The sequence below is a fragment of the Streptomyces sp. NPDC020299 genome (assembly GCF_044387825.1).
Classification (GTDB): Bacteria; Actinomycetota; Actinomycetes; order Streptomycetales; family Streptomycetaceae; genus Streptomyces.
In genome coordinates, this window is sequence record NZ_JBIRWL010000001.1 from 400149 (window position 1) to 417664 (window position 17516).

15 protein-coding genes and 1 pseudogene are annotated in these 17516 nt (G+C 72.8%); 7 read left to right on the top strand and 9 right to left on the bottom strand.

Going from position 1 to position 17516, the window contains the following annotated elements; translation table 11 throughout:
• Positions 1 to 18: 18 nt before the first annotated feature.
• Positions 19 to 780, bottom strand: a complete 762-nt coding sequence (locus ACH45E_RS01920; protein ID WP_361436213.1) for a nuclear transport factor 2 family protein — start codon at positions 778 to 780, stop codon at positions 19 to 21.
• 119 nt (positions 781 to 899) lie between these two features.
• On the opposite strand from ACH45E_RS01920, the gene ACH45E_RS01925 reads away from it, so the two are divergent.
• A complete protein-coding gene (locus tag ACH45E_RS01925; RefSeq protein WP_361436870.1) occupies positions 900 to 1796 on the top strand; it encodes an AraC family transcriptional regulator in 897 nt (298 codons plus the stop codon).
• A 239-nt stretch (positions 1797 to 2035) separates the two neighbouring features.
• Here the strand turns inward: ACH45E_RS01925 and ACH45E_RS01930 are convergent.
• A pseudogene (locus tag ACH45E_RS01930) lies at positions 2036 to 2666 on the bottom strand (IS5 family transposase); the annotation flags it as partial.
• A 504-nt stretch (positions 2667 to 3170) separates the two neighbouring features.
• Between ACH45E_RS01930 and ACH45E_RS01935 the strand changes: the two are divergent.
• A complete protein-coding gene (locus tag ACH45E_RS01935) occupies positions 3171 to 4562 on the top strand; it encodes an MFS transporter (protein WP_361436211.1) in 1392 nt (463 codons plus the stop codon).
• A 51-nt stretch (positions 4563 to 4613) separates the two neighbouring features.
• Here the strand turns inward: ACH45E_RS01935 and ACH45E_RS01940 are convergent, their stop codons facing one another.
• The 4 genes from ACH45E_RS01940 to lnt all read right to left on the bottom strand — a co-directional run bounded on the left by ACH45E_RS01940 (position 4614) and on the right by lnt (position 9686).
• Entirely contained in the window at positions 4614 to 6581 is a 1968-nt protein-coding gene (locus tag ACH45E_RS01940; RefSeq protein WP_361436209.1) for a GAF domain-containing protein, read from the bottom strand.
• A 76-nt stretch (positions 6582 to 6657) separates the two neighbouring features.
• The gene (locus ACH45E_RS01945) at positions 6658 to 7458 is read right to left on the bottom strand and encodes a 3-hydroxybutyrate dehydrogenase (RefSeq protein ID WP_361436207.1); all 801 of its coding nucleotides are present in this window, start codon (positions 7456 to 7458) and stop codon (positions 6658 to 6660) included.
• 55 nt (positions 7459 to 7513) lie between these two features.
• On the bottom strand, positions 7514 to 8008 hold the full coding sequence (locus ACH45E_RS01950; protein ID WP_361436205.1) for an NUDIX domain-containing protein: 495 nt from the start codon (positions 8006 to 8008) through the stop codon (positions 7514 to 7516).
• Positions 8009 to 8075: 67 nt separating this feature from the next.
• Positions 8076 to 9686, bottom strand: a complete 1611-nt coding sequence (gene lnt, locus ACH45E_RS01955; protein ID WP_361436203.1) for an apolipoprotein N-acyltransferase — start codon at positions 9684 to 9686, stop codon at positions 8076 to 8078.
• A 300-nt stretch (positions 9687 to 9986) separates the two neighbouring features.
• Between lnt and ACH45E_RS01960 the strand changes: the two genes are divergently transcribed.
• On the top strand, positions 9987 to 10994 hold the full coding sequence (locus ACH45E_RS01960) for an O-antigen ligase family protein (protein ID WP_361436867.1): 1008 nt from the start codon (positions 9987 to 9989) through the stop codon (positions 10992 to 10994).
• A 10-nt stretch (positions 10995 to 11004) separates the two neighbouring features.
• Here ACH45E_RS01960 and ACH45E_RS01965 read toward each other — a convergent pair whose 3' ends face one another.
• Together ACH45E_RS01965 and ACH45E_RS01970 are read right to left on the bottom strand one after the other, a co-directional pair.
• Positions 11005 to 11550 carry a hypothetical protein gene (locus ACH45E_RS01965; protein WP_361436200.1) on the bottom strand — a complete coding sequence of 182 codons (546 nt, stop codon included), beginning with the start codon at positions 11548 to 11550 and terminating at the stop codon, positions 11005 to 11007.
• Between the two features lie 82 nt (positions 11551 to 11632).
• Positions 11633 to 12418, bottom strand: a complete 786-nt coding sequence (locus ACH45E_RS01970) for an aspartate/glutamate racemase family protein (RefSeq protein WP_361436199.1) — start codon at positions 12416 to 12418, stop codon at positions 11633 to 11635.
• Positions 12419 to 12475: 57 nt separating this feature from the next.
• On the opposite strand from ACH45E_RS01970, the gene ACH45E_RS01975 reads away from it, so the two are divergent.
• Positions 12476 to 13651, top strand: coding sequence for a glycosyltransferase (locus ACH45E_RS01975; protein ID WP_361436197.1), 1176 nt, complete (start codon positions 12476 to 12478; stop codon positions 13649 to 13651).
• Positions 13652 to 13666: 15 nt separating this feature from the next.
• Here ACH45E_RS01975 and ACH45E_RS01980 read toward each other — a convergent pair whose 3' ends face one another.
• Positions 13667 to 14980 carry a TerD family protein gene (locus ACH45E_RS01980; RefSeq protein WP_361436864.1) on the bottom strand — a complete coding sequence of 438 codons (1314 nt, stop codon included), beginning with the start codon at positions 14978 to 14980 and terminating at the stop codon, positions 13667 to 13669.
• 341 nt (positions 14981 to 15321) lie between these two features.
• Here ACH45E_RS01980 and ACH45E_RS01985 point away from each other — a divergent pair, with 341 nt between their 5' ends.
• The 3 genes from ACH45E_RS01985 (at position 15322) to ACH45E_RS01995 (ending at position 17417) form a co-directional block, all read left to right on the top strand.
• Positions 15322 to 15753: a DUF6643 family protein gene (locus ACH45E_RS01985; protein ID WP_361436195.1), complete on the top strand. Its 432-nt coding sequence runs from the start codon at positions 15322 to 15324 to the stop codon at positions 15751 to 15753.
• 42 nt (positions 15754 to 15795) lie between these two features.
• Positions 15796 to 16620: an MOSC N-terminal beta barrel domain-containing protein gene (locus ACH45E_RS01990; protein ID WP_361436193.1), complete on the top strand. Its 825-nt coding sequence runs from the start codon at positions 15796 to 15798 to the stop codon at positions 16618 to 16620.
• Positions 16621 to 16814: 194 nt separating this feature from the next.
• Positions 16815 to 17417, top strand: coding sequence for a hypothetical protein (locus tag ACH45E_RS01995; RefSeq protein ID WP_361436191.1), 603 nt, complete (start codon positions 16815 to 16817; stop codon positions 17415 to 17417).
• Positions 17418 to 17516: the final 99 nt, after the last annotated feature.

The following is a 17516-nucleotide window of genomic DNA, read 5'->3' on the forward strand; positions in this document are numbered from 1 at the left end:
GTGGGTGCCGGTCCGCTGTCAGAACAGGCCGTTGGAGTGCGGGAGCTCTGCGGGTACGGGGGCGACGATGTCCCAGTGCTCGACGATCTTGCCGTCCTCAACGCGGAAGAGGTCGTAGTACGCGGCGGGGACGCCGAACTCGCCCTCGGACTGGAGCAGTACGAAGTCGCCCTCGGCGATGACCTTGTGGACGGTCTTGTAGACGAGGTTCTTGCCTTGCTCGGCCCACTTCGCGGCGGCGGCGCCGAAGCCGTCGAGGCCGTCGGCCGCTTCCGGGTTGTGCTGGTGGTAGGACTCGGTCGAGATGTAGTCGGCCAGTACCGAGTAGTCGGCGCCCTTGAGGACCTTCTCGGCGAACTCCCCCACCAGGGCGCGGTTGGCCTCGGTCCCGTCCAGGCCGGCCGGCTCGGTGGGGCCGTCGGTCTGGGAGCGGCCGGAGGCGGTGTCCTCGACCAGCGGGGTCAGTGCGTCCCAGTGCTCGGCGAGCTTGCCGTCGGCGTCGACGCGGAAGATGTCGAAGGCGACCAGCGGGTCGGGGCCGAAGCCGTGGTAGGTGCCGTGCAGGGCGACCAGGTCGCCGTCGGTGATCACCCGGGCGCCCTCGTACCGGAAGCCCTCCGGCAGGCCGGCGACCAGTCGGCGCAGAGCCTCGGGGCCGTCGGCGGCCAGGGCGCTGTGCTGGCGGTAGTCGGCGGCGACCCAGCGGTCCACCGCGCTCGGGTCCTGCTTTCCGAACAGCTCGGCGGCCGCGGTCAGGACGGTGTTCCTGGCGTTGCTCATGACGGTTCTCCTCACGAGGTGGCTTACTGCTTTCCGACATCGGCTCGACTCCGGGAGCGGCCGGCACCTTCACGCTAGGGGAGATGAACTGGCCGAATCAGATACGCTGGCGACCCACGATGGTCAAAAAGCGACACGTTGCCGATCGCGGCATCCCGGAGATCTCCTTTGCGGCGCCCGCCGGCACCCCCGCCAGCGTGGAGGTGCTGTCCCTCGCCGACCTGCGCCACCGGGTCCCCGCGGAGCGGCTCGTGGCCCCCCGGCGCCCGGACTTCCACCACCTGATCGCCCTCACCGGCGGGACCCTGCGGCACACGGTCGACTTCACCGCCTACGCCCTCGACCCCGGCTCCTGGCTCTGGGTACGCCCCGGGCAGGTCCACCAGTGGGGCGACCTCACCGACGCCGACGGCACCGTGATCCTGTTCCGCCAGGACTTCCTCGACCCGGCCACCACGCACAGCGCCCGCACCGAAGACCCGCACGCCCCGATCCTGCGCCGCCCCCTGCCCGACGACGAAGCGGCCCTGCGGCTGGCCGCCGATCACCTCACCACCGAGTTCCACGCCCTCGGACACCTGCCCCTGGAGATCCACACCGCAGCCCTGCGCCACCTGCTCGCGGTCCTCGTCCTGCGGCTGGCCCACCTCACCGCACCCGCCGGCCGCCCCGCCCCCGGACCCGGCGCCACCTACCTGCGCTTCCGCGATGCCGTGGAAAGGGACTTCGCGCGCACCCGCCGGGTGGAGGACTACGCCGAAACGCTCGGCTACGCGGCCCGCACCCTCTCCCGCGCCACGCTCGCCGCCGCCGGACTCGGTGCCAAGGAATTCATCGACCGCCGCGTCGTCCTGGAGGCCAAGCGCCTCCTGGCCCACAGCGACCAGAGCGCCGCCCGCATCTCCGACCGTCTCGGCTTCGCCAGCGCGACCCACTTCAGCAAGTACTTCCACCACCGCACCGGCCAGACCCCGATCGCCTTCCGCGACACGGTCCGCGGGCACACCGCGAAGTGACACATGGCGGCCGCACGCACAGCCGCCCCTGAACTGTGTTGTCCCACCACATGTGCCCTGACGTGCGCCTTCATACCGTGTACCGACACGCACCCGGCCCACCGCACACGAGGAAGTGGCGCACATGGCCTCCGGAACCACCGCTCCCGCGTCCCCCGCAGGCCTCCCCGTATCGTCGCCGCCAGTCTGATCGGCACGACCATCGGTACGACGACGCACCGTAGTGCGACCTGCGGCACAGCGATCGCGCGGAACTGTTGGAGGCGGTTGCGGTCCTTGCAGAGGCCGCGGTCGAAGGTCGGCGGTCTGCCGCCGGACTGTCCGCGTGGTAGGCGGTTGGCCTTCTGGTCCGCCCGTTCCGGGAGACGTTGCCGGTGTCACGGCAATAGCCAGGGGCGGGCCCCTGCTGTCACAGGCGAGGTGAAGCTTGGTGATCAACCCGCGGCGTGACCGGCCGAGCGCTTGGCCGGCCGCCGCGCGTGCCGCATCTTCCGGTTCGTCCCCCGCTGACTCCCTCTCTTTACGAGCCCCGACGGCATGCCGGTGGGCGCGTGCGATGGTGGAGCCCACCGACACTGTCCGTTTCACCGGGCCCCTCGCGTCGTCGCGCACCTGGACGCGCTCAAGCACTTACGCCCAGGCCCCGTCTGCCTCCCAGCGAGCGAAGCGTTCCTAGAGGGTCTGCCACGGACCACAGCGCTCGGACAGGTCCCGCCAGGGTGCCCCGGTCCGCAGCCGCCACAGCACGCCGTTGATCACCTGCCGGTGATCCCACCACGGACGCCCCCGCCCATCAACGCCCGGCAGCAAGGACACTGTCCGCTCCCACGCCGCACTCGTCGACTCGCTCCGGCGCACGGCGAGATCCATGATCAGGCAAGTCCTTTCCGCCTGGTGGGTCATGTGCGTGGTGCAGCCGTCACGCGTCTTGTCGTGCTGCTGCGGCGAGCAGGACCAGCGGGAGACGCGGACGCGGTCGTACCGGTTGGCCAGGAAGCCGCCCCGGACCGAGCCGACGATCTCGTTCACGATCCCGGCGCCGAGTTCTTCGGTCACCGTCAGAAGTCGTACGGCTTCTTGGTGCTCCAGTTCAGCACGTCGGCCTCGTTCCAGCTGAACTGCGGCTTCTGGCCCTTGGTGTCGACGGAGTAGAAGGGGCCGTTGTGACCTTGATCAACCTGAACTACGCGTCCCGGACGGCGCTGGTTTCGATCACTCGCGAGCCCCTGAGCCGCTCTTCCCGAGTCGGCATGGGCGCCACACGCATAGACAACCCTCGAACTATGGTGCCCCACCACATGGGCCCCTGACCTGCATCTTCCTACCGTGTGCCGACACGTACCCGTCCCCACCGCACACGAGGAAGTGGCGCACATGGCCTCCGGAACCACCGCTCCCCCACCCCCCGCGAGCCTCCCCCGTATCGTCGCCGCGAGCCTGATCGGCACGACCATCGAGTGGTACGACTTCTTTCTGTACGGCTCGGCCGCCGCGCTGGTGTTCAACAAGCTGTTCTTTCCGGACTCCGATCCGCTCGTCGGGACGCTGCTGTCGTTCCTGACGTACGCGGTGGGGTTCGCGGCCCGGCCGCTGGGGGCCCTGGTGTTCGGGCACTACGGTGACCGGCTGGGGCGCAAGAGGCTGCTGGTGCTGAGCCTGCTGATGATGGGCGGGGCGACGTTCGCGATCGGATTGCTGCCGACCCATGCGAGTGTCGGGGCCGCCGCGCCCGTGCTGCTGACGGCGCTGCGGCTGGTGCAGGGGTTCGCGCTCGGTGGTGAGTGGGGCGGGGCCGTGCTGCTGGTGTCCGAGCACGGGGACGCGCGGCGGCGCGGGTTCTGGGCGTCGTGGCCGCAGACGGGGGCGCCGGCCGGGCAGTTGCTGGCGACCGGTGTGCTGTCGCTGCTCACCGCCCTCCTGTCGGACGACGCCTTCGGCAGCTGGGGCTGGCGGATCCCGTTCCTGCTGTCCGGGGTACTGGTCGTGGTCGGGTTGTGGATCCGGCTGTCCGTCGACGAGTCGCCCGTCTTCCGGGAGGCGCTGGAGCGGGCCGAGGCGCGCAAAGCCACCCGCGGGGACGATGCCGACAAGCCGCCGCTGGTGTCCGTGCTGCGGCACCACTGGCGCGACATTCTCGTGGCGATGGGCGCGCGCATGGCGGAGAACATCAGCTACTACGTGATCACGGCGTTCATCCTCGTCTACGCCACCACGTCGGCCGGCGTCTCCAAGCAGACGGCGCTGAACGCCGTGCTCATCGGCTCCGCCGTGCACTTCGCCGTCATCCCGGCCTGGGGCGCGCTGTCCGACCGCGTCGGCCGCCGGCCGGTCTATCTGCTGGGCGCGGCCGGGGTCGGACTGTGGATGTTCCCGTTCTTCTCGCTCGTCGACACGGGAACGTTCGGCAGCCTCGTCCTCGCCGTGACCGTCGGGCTGGTGCTGCACGGCGCGATGTACGCGCCCCAGGCCGCGTTCTTCGCCGAGATGTTCGCGACCCGGATGCGCTACTCCGGCGCCTCCATCGGCGCCCAGTTCGCCTCCGTCGCCGCCGGTGCGGCCGCGCCGCTCATCGCCACGGCCCTGCTGGCGGACTACGGCAGTGCGACCCCGATCGCGTTGTACGTGATCGCGGCGGCGCTGGTGACGCTGGTCGCCGTGGGCGTGGCCAGGGAGACGCGGCACCGGGATCTCGCGGAGGTGGGGGACGCGGACGCGGTCGGCACCGAGGCCGTCACGAGCCGGGCGGCCGGCGCGCGCAGCGTCTGATCGGCTTCCGGCATGCCCCGACCGGCCCCCGTACGGCCCTCCGTACGGGGGTCAGTGCCGTGCCGGTGCCGCGAACCGGTGCAGGCGCAGGGCCAGTTGTATCTCCAGGGTCCGAGCGGGGTCCTGCCAGTCGTCGCCGAGGAGGCGGCCGACCCGCTCCAGTCGCTGGGCGACCGTGTTCACGTGGACGTGCAGTTCGTCCTTGGTGCGCGCCGGGCTCATACCGCAGGCGAAGTACGCGTCGAGGGTGCGCAGCAGCTCCGTACCGCGCCGCTCGTCGTAGGCCACCACCGGGCCGATGGTGCGCTCGACGAAGCCGGTGACGTCCCGCTCGCCCGCGAGGAGCAGGCCGAGGAAGCCGAAGTCCGCGGCGGCGGCGCCGTCTCCCGGGCGGCCGAGGAGGCGCAGTGCGTCGAGGCAGCGGCGGCTCTCGGCATAGGCGGAGGTCACCTGGCCGGGGTGTGCGGCGAGGTCGGCGGCGGGGGCTGAGGCGCCGACGGTGACCGGTTCGTGGACGGCCGTGCCGAGCTGGTGGGCGGTGCGGCGGGCGAGGTCCGTGGCGGTGTCGCCGGGGGCGAGGGGCAGCAGCAGGACGGTCCCGCCGTCGCGGGCGGCGGCGAGGCCCTGGCGGGTCGCGGCGAGGTGGGACGCGGCGGCCCACAGGCGGCGTCGGGCGTCGGCCTCCTGGTCGGCGTCGGCGGCCGGACCGTCGAGGCGGGCGGCCAGGACGACGTGGGTGGCGTCGAGGTCGGCGTGCAGCCGGGAGGCGCGGTCGCGCAGCAGGCGGGGATCGCGGTCGCGGGCGTCGAGGAGGTCGTCGAGGAGTTCACCGCGGACGCGCTGTTCGGCCTCGGCGGCGGAGCGGCGGGCGAGCAGCAGCAGGGAGGTGACCATGGCGGCACGTTCCAGGGTGCGCTGGTCGACGGGGTCGAGGCCGGGGTGGCCGTACAGGACGAGCGCGCCGAGGAGTTCGTCCCCGGCGGCGACCGCGGCGATCCAGTCGTCGCCGTGCCGGACGGCGTGTCCTTCGGCGCGGGAGCCCTCCAGGGCCTGCGGCGGTGCCGCGAGGGCATCGGCGAACTCGACCCTGCCGTCCAGGACCTCGGAGACCGCGGCGGCCACGTCATGGACCCCGCCGCCGCGCAGGACGAGTTCGGCGAGCCGGTCGTGGACGTCCGAGGCACGTTCGATGACCGCGCTGCGGTCCCGGATGATCTCGTTGGCCCGTTCCAGTCCGGCGAGGGCCGCGCGGGTCTCGGTGAGCAGGTTGGCGGTGTCGATCGCGGCGGCGGCGAGGGCGGCGAAGGAGCCGAGCAGGGCGATCTGCTCGCGCTCGAAGACCCGCGCCCGCCGGTCCGCGGCGAACAGCACGCCGATGACGTGCGGGCCGAGCATCAGCGGCACCCCGAGGATGGAGACCAGGCCCTCGTCGCGCACACCCGCGTCGATGGTGTGCGTGTGCTGGAAGCGCGCGTCGTGGAAGTAGTCCTCGGTGACGTACGGCCGGGCGGTCTGGGCGACGAGCCCGCCGAGGCCCTCCCCCATGCCCAGCCGCAGCTGCTGGAAGCGGGCCGCGACCGAGCCCTCGGTCACGCGCATGTAGGTGTCGCCCCTGGCCGGGTCGTTGAGGCTGAGGTAGGCGACGTCCGTGCCGAGCAGTGAGCGGGCGCGCTGCACGATCGCCCGGAGGACGGCGTCCAGGTCCCTCAGGCCCGCCAGGTCGTGCGCGGTCTCGAAGAGCGCGGACAGCTCCGCCTCGCGTCTGCGCCGTCCTTCCAGTTCCGCCCGGACCCGCAGGGCGAGGGCCTTGGCCTCCTCCAGCGCGGCGATCCGGTCGGCCGGACGGCCTTCGGCGCGGGCGAGCAGTACGGGCTGCTCGTACGCGTCCGCCGAGGCGCCGCGGGCCAGCAGTTCGAGGAAGGGCGCCTCCGTGCCGCCGTCGGGCGGGGCGGCGGCACCGGCCGGCGCCCCGGCGGCGGTGGCGGGGCGCTCGGCGGACTGCACGTGATCGCGGGACATGCTCACAGGATTCCGTATCGTCCGGCCGTCCCGTCAGGCCTGTGGAAAACTTCCCCGCCCGGGGACGCCGGGCCGTTCAGTGGGCCGTCCAGCCGCCGTCGAGCACCAGCGAGGTGCCGGTGACGAAGGACGCCTGCGGGCTGCACAGGTACGCCACGGCCTCGGCGACCTCGTCCGGTTCGATGAGCCGCTTGACGGCGCTGTCCTGGAGGAGCACTTCGGACAACACGCGCTCTTCGGGAACGCCGTGCGCCTGCGCCTGGTCGGCGAGCTGCTTCTCGACCAGTGGGGTGCGCACGTAGGCGGGGTTCACGCAGTTCGAGGTGACGCCGTGGGGGGCGCCTTCCAGGGCGGCCGTCTTGGACAGTCCTTCCAGGCCGTGTTTGGCGGCCACATACGCCGACTTGTAGGCGGAGGCGCGCAGGCCGTGGACGGAGGACACGTTGACGATCCGGCCCCAGCCCTGCCCGTACATGTGTGGCAGAGCGCCGCGGATGAGGCGGAACGGCGCCTCCAGCATCACGGTCAGGACGGTGTGGAAGACATCGGGCGGGAAGTCCTCGATGGGCCGTACCAGTTGCAGCCCGGCGTTGTTGACCAGCACGTCGGTGCCGGCGGCGGCGTGTTCGGCGGCGTCCAGATCGGTGAGGTCCAGTACCTGCGCCTCGACGGTGCCCGCCAGGTCCCGGGCCCGCTCGGCCAGCGCGTCCAGGCCCGCCGCGTCCCGGTCGACGGCTCTCACCTTGGCTCCGGCGGCCGCCAGCCGCAGCGCGCAGGCGCGGCCGATGCCGCCGGCGGCGCCGGTGACGAGGGCGGTGCGGCCGCCGAGGTCGAGGGAGAGGGCGTGCGGGCCGGGCGGGACGCTGGGCGAGGTCATGCCGACCACCCTAGGCAGCGTCCAGCCCCCACCGCATATGGGCCGGACACATACTTCAGCGGGGAGTAGTGGCGTCGGATCCCATGGGGTCGAACCAGGTGGGTGCGTCGGACATGGCCTGCTTGATCCGGAACACCGCGAACTCGTTGAGTTCGGGCAGGGCGTCCACCTCGAACCAGCCCACCTCGAGCGACTCGTCGTCGTTCACCCGCGCCCGGCCGCCGACGGCCCGGCAGCGGAAGGTGATGTCCATGTACTGGCAGACGTCGCCGTTTTCGTAGGTGACGGGGTCCAGCGCCTGGACGAGGACCACCCGCTCGACCACGCAGTGCACCGCGGTCTCCTCGTGGACCTCCCGTACGGCGCAGACCGCCGGCTGCTCACCGGGCTCCGGGATGCCGCCGATCACCGACCATCTGCGGGTGTCGGACCGGCGGCCCAGCAGCACTCGGCCCTCGTCGTCGAAGACGATGGCGGTGACTCCCGGGAGCCACAGCAACTGGTGTCCCGCGGAAGCGCGGATCGTACGGATGAAGTCAGGAGTTGCCATGGACCGACCCTAACGGGCCGGTTCGGCCACTCCCGTGAACTCGGCAGGGCGCACGACCCGCGTACGGCTACGCGTCGGCAGCGCGCCTACGGCGCAGGCCGGACCCGATCGCCCAGCCGAGTCCGCCCGCGGCGACGAGCACCAGGGCCATCTCGGGCAGGATGCCCAGCCGGGTGGCGGGCGTCTCGGAGGTGCGCAGCGGCACCTTCTGGACCAGGTAGGCGGGCACGAACATGCCGGTCTTCTGGGTGATCCTCCCGTCGGGCATGATGACCGCGCTGACGCCGCTGGTGACCGGCACGGTCACGGTCCGGCTGTGCTCGACGGCGCGGATGCGGGACATCGCGAGCTGCTGGTAGGTCATCTCGCTGCGGTCGAAGGTCGCGTTGTTGCTCGGCACGGAGATCATCTGCGCGCCGTCGGTGACCTCGGACCGCACGGCCCAGTCGAAGGCGGCCTCGTAGCAGGTGACGAGGCCGACCTTGGCACCGTCGAGGTCGAACACGCCGGGCTTGGTGCCCCGGCTGAAGTCCTGGCGGACCATGGTGGTCCAGTTCTTGTTGATGGCCCCGAGCATGGACCGCAGCGGGAGGTACTCGCCGAACGGCTGGATCTGCCGCTTGTCGTACGTCTGTGTGGGGCCCTTGGCCGGGTCCCACAGGATCTGCTCGTTGTACAGCTTGCCGTCGCGCTCGACGACTCCGCCGACCGAGATGGGCACGCCGACGGCCCGGGCCGCCTCGTCGATGACGATGGCCGCGTCGGCGTTGGCGAAGGGGTCGATGTCGGAGGAGTTCTCCGGCCACAGGACGAAGTCCGGCTTGGGCACCTTGCCGGCCCTGACGTCGGCGGCCAGCTTCTTGGTCTCGCGCGCGTGGTAGTCGAGCACGGCGCGCCGCTGGGCGTTGAACTCCAGGCCGGAGCGCGGCACGTTGCCCTGGATGACGGCGACGGTCGCGGTGCCGTTCTCGGCCTTGTCGCTCACCAGCGGCCGGGCGGCGACCGCTCCCGCGACGGGAACGGCGACGCTCAGCAGGGCGGCGGCAGCGGCCCCGCGCCGCACGGCCCGGGTGCGGCGCCCCTCGACGACGAGGCGCCCGGCCTCGTACAGCCCGAAGCCGCACAGCACGACCGCGAAACCGAGCACCGGGGTGCCGCCCACGGCGGCGAGCGGCAGGAAGACGCCGTCCGCCTGCCCGAACGCGATCTTGCCCCAGGGGAAGCCGCGGAAGGGCACGCGCGCGCGTACCGCCTCGCCCGCTATCCATACGGCGGCCGCCCAGACCGGCCAGGCGGGCAGCTTGGAGACGGCGGCCACGCCGACGCCGACCAGCGCGACGAAGATCGCCTCGATGGCGACCAGTGCGAGCCAGGGGCCGGGGCCGACCTCCACGCCTGTCCACACCAGCAGCGGCAGCAGGAAGCCCAGCCCGAAGAGGTAGCCGAGGCCGAGCGCGGCCTTCCAGCTGCGGTCGCGCAGGACCCAGGCGAAGCCGGCGAAGGCGGGCAGCGCCAGCCACCACACGGTGCGCGGCGGAAAGCTGAAGTACAGCACTACTCCGCAGAGCGCGGCGGCGGCGGCCGGGATCAGCCGGGCCAGCCGGTTGCCGAGCCCGGTGGGCGGGGTCCGCGGCTGCAGCTGGTCGGACTGGTCCACGGAAGTTGCGGTGACGGTCACTCCGGGAGTGTACGGCGGGCGACGCCGGCCTTGGCAGGACGGTCCGGAGCGCGACATGAGGGCTACATACAGCACTCCTACGGTCAGGAACCGCACCTTTCCTGCGCAACTCGTCCACAAAACGGTCATCAACCGTTACGGTGTGCCCAGCTTCTGTCATGCGGCCGGCCAGGGCGTGGGCGGCGGGGGCTGCCACAGGTCGGGGGACCGGGTACGGGGGGCGGCGGGGTGGGATCCACACGGACGGCGTCCGCGGCGCGCGCGGAGCCGGACAGCGACAGACGAAACGTTTCTGACGTGATGGGCGTCATCGTGCTCGGGGCCTGCGCCGTCTGGTCCCTGATCAGCGCGGCGGCGCACGACGGCCGCCCGGAGGGTGTCCTCCTCGCGGTGCTCGCGGTGGCCGCCGGATACGCCTCGGGCCGGATCTCCGGCTCGCTGCTGCCGGTCGCGGCACCCTGCGCGGGGGCCCTGGCCGGGCTCGGGCTGGCGGTGGCCCTGCCGTATCTCGGCGCGGGGCCCCAGGTCACCACTCCGCTCGGACACGCCGGCGCCTGTGCCGCGCTGTTCACCCTGGCCGCCGGAGCCGCCTGCTGCGCGGCCTGGGCCACGTCCGCTCCGGCACCGCGGTTCGCCCTGCGGCTGCTGGCCGCCGGGATCGCGGTGACCGCGGCCGTCATGGGATCGGCCACCGGGTGCGCCATCGGCGGCACCGTCCTGCTGTGCTCGCTCGCCGCCGGCCGGATGCGCCCACGCGGCCTCGCCGTCGCGGGCCTTGCCCTGGCGGCGACGCTGGTCACCGGGACGGTGTGGGCGGTGGCCGGGAAGGTCCTGCCGGCCGGGCTCACCACGTCCCTCGGGGGCCGGCTCACCCCGCGCCGCATCCAGCTGTGGCAGGACGCACTGCACCTGGCCCACCGGGAGCCGGCTCTGGGCGTGGGCCCCGGCCGGTTCGGCGAGCTGAGCTCCACCGCGGCCCAGGCGCCGTGGCCCGACGGCAAGCCGCACTCGGCGCCGTTGCAGCAGGCCGCGGAGCAGGGGCTCGTCGGCGTACTGCTCCTGGCCGCGGCGTTCTGCTGGTTCCTGTACGCCCTGTGGCGCTCGCCCCGCTCCACGCCGGTCGCGCTCACCGCGGGCGCGGCCCTGACCGGGCTCGCCGCGATCGCCGCGGTGGGCGACGCGCTGAGCTTCACCACGGTGTCGGCGGGCGCCGGACTGCTGGCCGGGCTGGCCACGGCCCGGCCGCTCACGCCCGACGGACCGGCGGGCGACGGGAGAACTCCCGTACGCGACAGCTTCGTGAGCTGAGGCGACCGGCTCAGTGAGCCGTGCCCTGGGTGACCGTGCGCAGCCGTTCCCGGATGACGCGCACCGCCGACTCCGCGTTGTCCACCGTGATCGTGAACGTATGGCCGTCCCACAGCCGCAGCACGATGCCCTCGCCCCGGCGCACGACGACCGCGGTGCCCTTCTCGGGCCGCCAGCGATAGCCCCAGCCACCCCAGTGGCGCGGGGTGACGTTCGGATCGAAATCGGCGCCCGCCACATGGGAGAGGGGGATGCGGCGGCGCGGCACACCGACGTGGCCGCAGCGCACCTCGAGGCACTCCTGGTCGACCTTCAGGCCGACATGCACGAACGCGAGGGTGCCGAAGAGAACCAGCAGACCTGCCGCGATGCACCCGACGACGGACATCACCAGCGGGGCGACGCCGGACGTCCAGGCGGAGTCGACGGCCAGCTCGACGCCGAGCGCCACGCAGGCCGCACCGGCCAGCGCCAGCAGCCACTGGACACGGTTCGTGGCGCGTCCGGTCCACACGTCGGCGTGGGGCGCGCTCTCGTCGTGGATGTGGTGCCTCATATCTATGAGACTACTCAGGTTTCGCTGCGCGGGTACCGCGTCGCGGAGGGTCACGGTGACGGGCGGCGCTGCCGGCCCCGGCTCAGCGGGCCGGAGTGGCGGCCGCGAGCAGCCGGCCTTCCTCGTAGCGCAGCGCGGTGTCGGGCAGCTCGGCCTCCCGGCCGCTGAGCAGCACCGTGAGGGAGCCGTCGGCGGACGCGTCGGGAGCGGGCGGCTCGCCCATCCTGCGCAGTGCCTGCGCCACGACCGCTCCGGCGGTGCCGTGCAGGATGAGCGGGGCGCGGCCCGGCTTCTGCACGGCCGCACGGATGCGGTCGGCGACGAGTTCGTAGTTGGTGCAGCCCAGGACCAGGGTCGTGATGTCGTCGGGGGTGCGTGCCGCGGCCGCGGCGACCGCTGCCTCGATCGCCGCGTCGTCGGCGTGGTGCACGGCGTCGGCGAGCCCCGGGCAGGGCACCTCGGCGACGTCCACGCCCGCCGCGAACATCTCGATCAGCCCGCGCTGGTAGGAGCTCCCGGTGGTGGCGGGCGTCGCCCAGATCGCGACGGGCCCGCCGCCCGCGGCGGCGGGCTTGATCGCCGGGACCGTGCCGATGACGGGAATACCGGGCTCCAGGCGAGCCCGCAGCTGGGGCAGGGAGTGCACGGACGCGGTGTTGCAGGCGACGATCAGGACGTCGGGACGGTGCGCGGCGGCGGCCGTGGCGACGGCCAGGGCGCGTTCGGTGATGTCCTGAGGGGTACGCGGCCCCCAGGGCATGCCGTCAGGGTCCCAGGACAGGACGAGATCGGCGTCCGGCCGCAGACGGCGTGCCGCGGCGGCGGCGGGAAGCAGTCCGATCCCTGAGTCCATGAGCGCGATCTTCACCCGGCCACGATAGACGATGTGCCCTTGAGGGCCGCCCCGGTGGGGCAGACTGCGCGCGTGAGCGCCATCGTGTGGACCGCCTCCCTGTCCCTCGCCGCATGGCTGTGGCTGCTGCTGTGTCAGGGCTTCTTCTGGCGCACGGATGTCCGGATGCCGCCGCGCCGGGACCCCGGGACGTGGCCCTCGGTCTGCGTCGTCGTGCCGGCCCGGGACGAGGCCGCCGTCCTGCCCGCGAGCCTGCCGTCGCTGCTGGCGCAGGACTATCCGGGGCGGGCGGAGGTCTTCCTCGTCGACGACGGCAGTACGGACGGCACCGGTGAACTGGCCCGCGAGCTGTCCCGGCGCCACGGCGGACTGCCGCTCACCGTGGACTCCCCCGGTGCGCCGCCCGCGGGCTGGACGGGCAAGCTCTGGGCCGTACGCCACGGCATCGCCCTGGCACGCGCGCGCGACCCCGAATATCTGCTGCTGACGGACGCGGACATCGCGCACGCGCCGGACAGCCTGCGGGAGCTCGTCGCGGCGGCGCGCACCGGCGGCTTCGACGTCGTCTCCCAGATGGCCCGGCTGCGGGTGGAGAGCCTGTGGGAGCGGCTGGTGGTGCCGGCGTTCGTCTACTTCTTCGCGCAGCTGTATCCGTTCCGCCGGATCGGTGTGCGCGGGGCGCGCACGGCGGCCGCGGCGGGCGGCTGCGTCCTGCTGCGCGCGGAGACGGCCGGGCGGGCACGGATCCCGGACGCCATCCGGCACGCGGTCATCGACGACGTGGCACTCGCGCGCGCGGTGAAGGCGGACGGCGGTCACATCTGGCTGGGCCTGGCCGACCGGGTGGACAGCGTGCGCCCCTATCCGCGGCTGCACGACCTGTGGCGGATGGTCTCGCGCAGCGCCTACGCGCAGCTGCGGCACAACCCGCTGCTGCTGCTCGGTACGGTCGCCGGGCTCGTCCTGGTCTATCTGGTGCCGCCCGCGGCCGTGCTGTCGGGCGCGGCGGCGGGCAACGCGGCCGCCGTGGCCACCGGAGCGGCGGCGTGGTCGGTGATGACGGTGACGTACGTCCCGATGCTCCGCTACTACCGGCAGCCGCTGTGGCTCGCTCCGCTGCTCCCGCTCACCGCTTCCCTGTACCTCCTCATGACGGTCGATTCCGCGGTGCAGCACTACCGGGGGCGCGGGGCGGCCTGGAAGGGCCGTACGTACGCCCGGCCGGACGCCGTGCCGGACGAGGGCTGACCCCGGCCGGGGCCGCTACTTCCGGCCGGGGGTCCAGTTCATGCCCCACCCGTAGGCGCGGTCGACCGTCCGCTGCGGGCTCACCCCGTGCTCCGGGACGAGGTAGCGCGCCTCGCGCCGGACAAGCAGGTCACCGCCGGTGTTGGTGATCAGCGCGAGCGCGCACACGGTCGACTGGACCGTGCACTCGTCGAGCGAGAAGTCGATCGGGGCGCCGTGCTGGGGCTGGAGGGTGACGGTGGCGTGCAGGTCGGCGAACGAGTCGGCGCCCTCGTAGACGGTGACGAAGACGAGGATGCGCCGGAAGTCGTGCTGGTGGTCGAGGTTGACGGTGAGGTTCTCTCCGCTCGCGACGCCACCGGTGCGGTCGTCGCCGTCGAGGTGGATGTACGGCGGCCGGTGCAGCGAGCCGAAGGCGTTGCCGAGGGCCTGTACGACTCCCTTGCGGCCGTCGGCGAGTTCGTACAGGGCGCACAGGTCGAGGTCGAGGTCCGCCGCGCCGCGCCGTCCGCCCCAGCCGGGGGACCGTTTGCGCGTCTGCCAGTTGAGGTTGACCCGCAAGGCGCCGGACGTGCCGCCCTGCTTGGCCAGGGACACGGTGGGGGCGGCCTTGGTGAGCGTCACCTTGGTGAGGCGCACGGGCGTGGCGGCGGGGGCCGGAGGCGGTGGCGCGGTGACCGGCGCGGTCACGGGCGGGCTGGTGGGCATCGGCGGGGCGGGGGGAGGCGTCAGGTGACGAGGCGGGGCGGGGGCGGCGGCCGGAGCCAGGGCGGCTGGAGGCGCCAGGGTGGCAGGCGGCGCCGGATGCTGCGGCTCGTCCACCGTGATGCCGAAGTCGGTGGCCAGGCCCTCCAGTCCGGTGCTGTAGCCCTGGCCCACGGCACGGAACTTCCAGGCGCCCTGGCGCCGGTAGAGCTCCCCGAGGACGAAAGCCGTCTCGACGGTCGCGCCCGGGCTGTCGAAGCGGGCGACGACGGTGTCCCGGGCGGCGTCCCTGACCTCGATGTACAGGCCCGGCACCTGGCCGAAAGCACCGCCGTCCGCGGAGGCGGCGAGGACCACCCGCTCGATCACGCCCTCCACGCGCGCGAGATCCACCACAAGCGTGTCGGTCACCCGCTCTCCGGCGTTCCGCTTGCCCTCGTGCCGGACCGCGCCGGAGGAATGCGCGGGCTGGTTGTAGAAGACGAAGTCCCCGTCGGAGCGGACCTTTCCGGATGCCAGGAGCAACGCCGAGGCGTCCGCGTCGGGGACACCGGGTCCGGGGCGCCAGCCCAATTCGACGCGCAGGGCCGTCGTGGGCACCGGCGTATTGGATCCTTTCGACATTGTCATGTCCGCCCCCATCGCGGGTCGCCGCCGGGTCGCACCCGGTCCGTCCTCGTCATCCCTGACTCATGTCCTGAGTCATGTCCTGACTCAGGCCTGCCTCATGCCTACCCGGACAACCTATTCGCGGGGCCTGGCGAACGCCCGTGAAGGGCACAGGAAGATCGCGGCCAACCCTCGGTAACCCGCCCGGAACTCGGCCTTTACAGGATCGAGGCCTTGAGTAACGTCCATTTTTGCCAAGTTCGCTCGGATTAGGGATCCCTGGTCACCGCCGACACGGAAAACAACCCTCTTATCGGTCTCCCCAACCAGCACACTGTGGGCTTAACTTATGTGCCATGACCTCCCCCCGCTCCACTTATGGTGGCGGCTACTACTCCGCCTCCTTCCCGGACACCCCGATCTACGACTCGCTCGTGGCCGAGCGGGGCACCCCGCAGATCGCCCCGATCCGGGTCCCCGCCGCGTACGACTCGGGCAGCCACCTGCCCGCGCTGCCGTCGGCACTGCCCGCGCTCCCGTCGGGCCCCTCCCAGCAGGCCCCCGTCTACGGCTATCCGCAGGCGCAACAGCCGGCCCCGCTGCAGCAGGCGCCCACCGCGTACATCCCGCAGCAGGCCACCGCGCCGCGCGGCTACCCCGGCCCGCAGCCGCAGCAGCCCCGGCCCATGGCGCAGGGCACCGGCTACGAGGCGATGCGCCCCGCGGCCCCGCGGCCCGCGGCTCCCTACCAGGAGCCGTACAACAACCAGCAGTACCGCGGCTACTGACCGGCGTCCCCAGTTGTCGCCGCCAACTGGCACGATGACGTCATGGGGAACGCCGAGCTGCAGTCGATCCACGTCCATCCGGTCAAGGCGCTCCGGGGCTTCTCGCCCCGGGAAGCCGTGGTGGAGCCCTGGGGGCTGGCCGGAGACCGGCGCTGGGCACTGATCGACGACGGGGGAAAGGTCGTCACACAGCGCGAACAGCCGCGCCTCGCGCCGGCCGCTGCCGAACTCGTGTCCGGCGGCGGCATTCGTCTGTCCGCACCCGGCCGGGCGCCGCTCACGGTCCCCGTGCCACGGCCGGCGGGCACGGTCACGATGGAGATCTTCGGCACCAAGGTGGAGGCCGTCCCGGCCGAGGAGGCCGCTGCCGCCTGGTGCACCGAGTATCTGGGAACCTCCGTCCGCCTCGTCCACATGGACGACCCGGGCACCCGCCGCCCGGTGGATCCGGACTACGCGCTTCCCGGCGAGACCGTGAGCTTCGCCGACGGTTTTCCGCTGCTGGTCACCACCACGGGCTCCCTCGCCGCCCTGAACTCCCTCATCGCGCGGGGCGACCACGCCCACGAAGGGCCGCTGCCCATGAACCGCTTCCGGCCGAATCTGGTCGTGGCGGGCACGGAGCCCTGGGCCGAGGACGACTGGTCGCGCGTCTGTGTCGGTGAGGTGGTCTTCCGCGTCGCCAAGGTCTGCGGGCGGTGCGTCGTGACCACGACCGACCAGGAGACCGCCGAACGCGGCCGGGAACCCCTGCGCACCCTGGCGCGCCACCGCCGTTTCGGCGGCGGGCTGATCTTCGGGCAGAACCTGGTGCCCGAGTCCCCCGGCACCGTCCGGGTGGGGGACCCGGTGCGCGTCCTCGAGTAGCGCTCCTCGAACAGCGCTCAGCTCGCGCCGCCGGACGGGAACCGGAGGGCCGGGGCCGGTCGTTGGCAGGGCGTGAGAGGTTGATGAGAGGTCCCGGTCCCGGTCGGAGGTGATGTGGCTCTCTCTTCGACCAAACTTGCGGGCGAACGGCTCCGGCGGGGGTTATCACGGAGCGGGAAGGGGGGTGCGGGACGGTGCGGGCAATCGGCGGACTCTGGCGCTGGCGGAACAATCCGCTGCGCCGCACGACCGATCTGGTCGAGGCGTGGCTGGCCCTCGTGACCCTGCTGCTGATCGTGGTGGCCGCTCCCGTGATCGGCTCACTCGTCGGCGCCGTGGCCCAGGACTCCCTGCAGCGGTCGGTCCGGGCCCAGCACGACTCCCGTCACCTGGTGACGGCCACGGTGACGCGCAAGCTGGACCCCGCCCCGCTGGACCCCGAGCCCGACACCACCGCGCACGACACCCGCAACCGGGTCCTGGCCACCTGGACAGCCCCCGACGGCACCCGGCAGCTCGACACGGTCCTGATACCCCTCAAGTCCCCGCACCCCGGTGACCACTTCCGGCTCTGGACCGACCAGCACGGGCACATGGCCGCCCGCCCACTGGACTCGGCGACGGCCACGACCCACGCCGTGCTCGCCGGGTTCGGCGCGGCGATGCTGGCCGCGGGCGCGGTCGAGGGCGGCAGACGCCTGGTCGTCTGGCGCATGGTCCGCCACCGGTACGCGCGTTGGGACCAGGCCTGGGACCGGGCGGGTCCGGACTGGGGCAAGGCCGGCACCGGCAGCTGACGGCCTTGCGGCTCTGGTCAACCCACCGCCCGCCCGCACGCTACGGTGGTCCGGCCGAACCCTTCGGCAATCAACCCGCGCGCGAGCGAGCCGCAGGGG

What these genes read in the sequence shown, in the direction of transcription:
- ACH45E_RS01945 (WP_361436207.1), bottom strand. Translation starts at nt 7,458, where the DNA reads ATGACCTCGCCCAGCGTCCCGCCCGGCCCGCACGCCCTCTCCCTCGAC.
- ACH45E_RS01965 (WP_361436200.1), bottom strand. Translation starts at nt 11,550, where the DNA reads ATGAGGCACCACATCCACGACGAGAGCGCGCCCCACGCCGACGTGTGG.
- ACH45E_RS01980 (WP_361436864.1), bottom strand. Translation starts at nt 14,980, where the DNA reads ATGTCGAAAGGATCCAATACGCCGGTGCCCACGACGGCCCTGCGCGTC.
- ACH45E_RS01990 (WP_361436193.1), top strand. Translation starts at nt 15,796, where the DNA reads ATGGGGAACGCCGAGCTGCAGTCGATCCACGTCCATCCGGTCAAGGCG.
- ACH45E_RS01920 (WP_361436213.1), bottom strand. Translation starts at nt 780, where the DNA reads ATGAGCAACGCCAGGAACACCGTCCTGACCGCGGCCGCCGAGCTGTTC.
- ACH45E_RS01960 (WP_361436867.1), top strand. Translation starts at nt 9,987, where the DNA reads ATGGGCGTCATCGTGCTCGGGGCCTGCGCCGTCTGGTCCCTGATCAGC.
- ACH45E_RS01985 (WP_361436195.1), top strand. Translation starts at nt 15,322, where the DNA reads ATGACCTCCCCCCGCTCCACTTATGGTGGCGGCTACTACTCCGCCTCC.
- ACH45E_RS01940 (WP_361436209.1), bottom strand. Translation starts at nt 6,581, where the DNA reads ATGTCCCGCGATCACGTGCAGTCCGCCGAGCGCCCCGCCACCGCCGCC.
- ACH45E_RS01925 (WP_361436870.1), top strand. Translation starts at nt 900, where the DNA reads ATGGTCAAAAAGCGACACGTTGCCGATCGCGGCATCCCGGAGATCTCC.
- ACH45E_RS01950 (WP_361436205.1), bottom strand. Translation starts at nt 8,008, where the DNA reads ATGGCAACTCCTGACTTCATCCGTACGATCCGCGCTTCCGCGGGACAC.
- ACH45E_RS01935 (WP_361436211.1), top strand. Translation starts at nt 3,171, where the DNA reads ATGGCCTCCGGAACCACCGCTCCCCCACCCCCCGCGAGCCTCCCCCGT.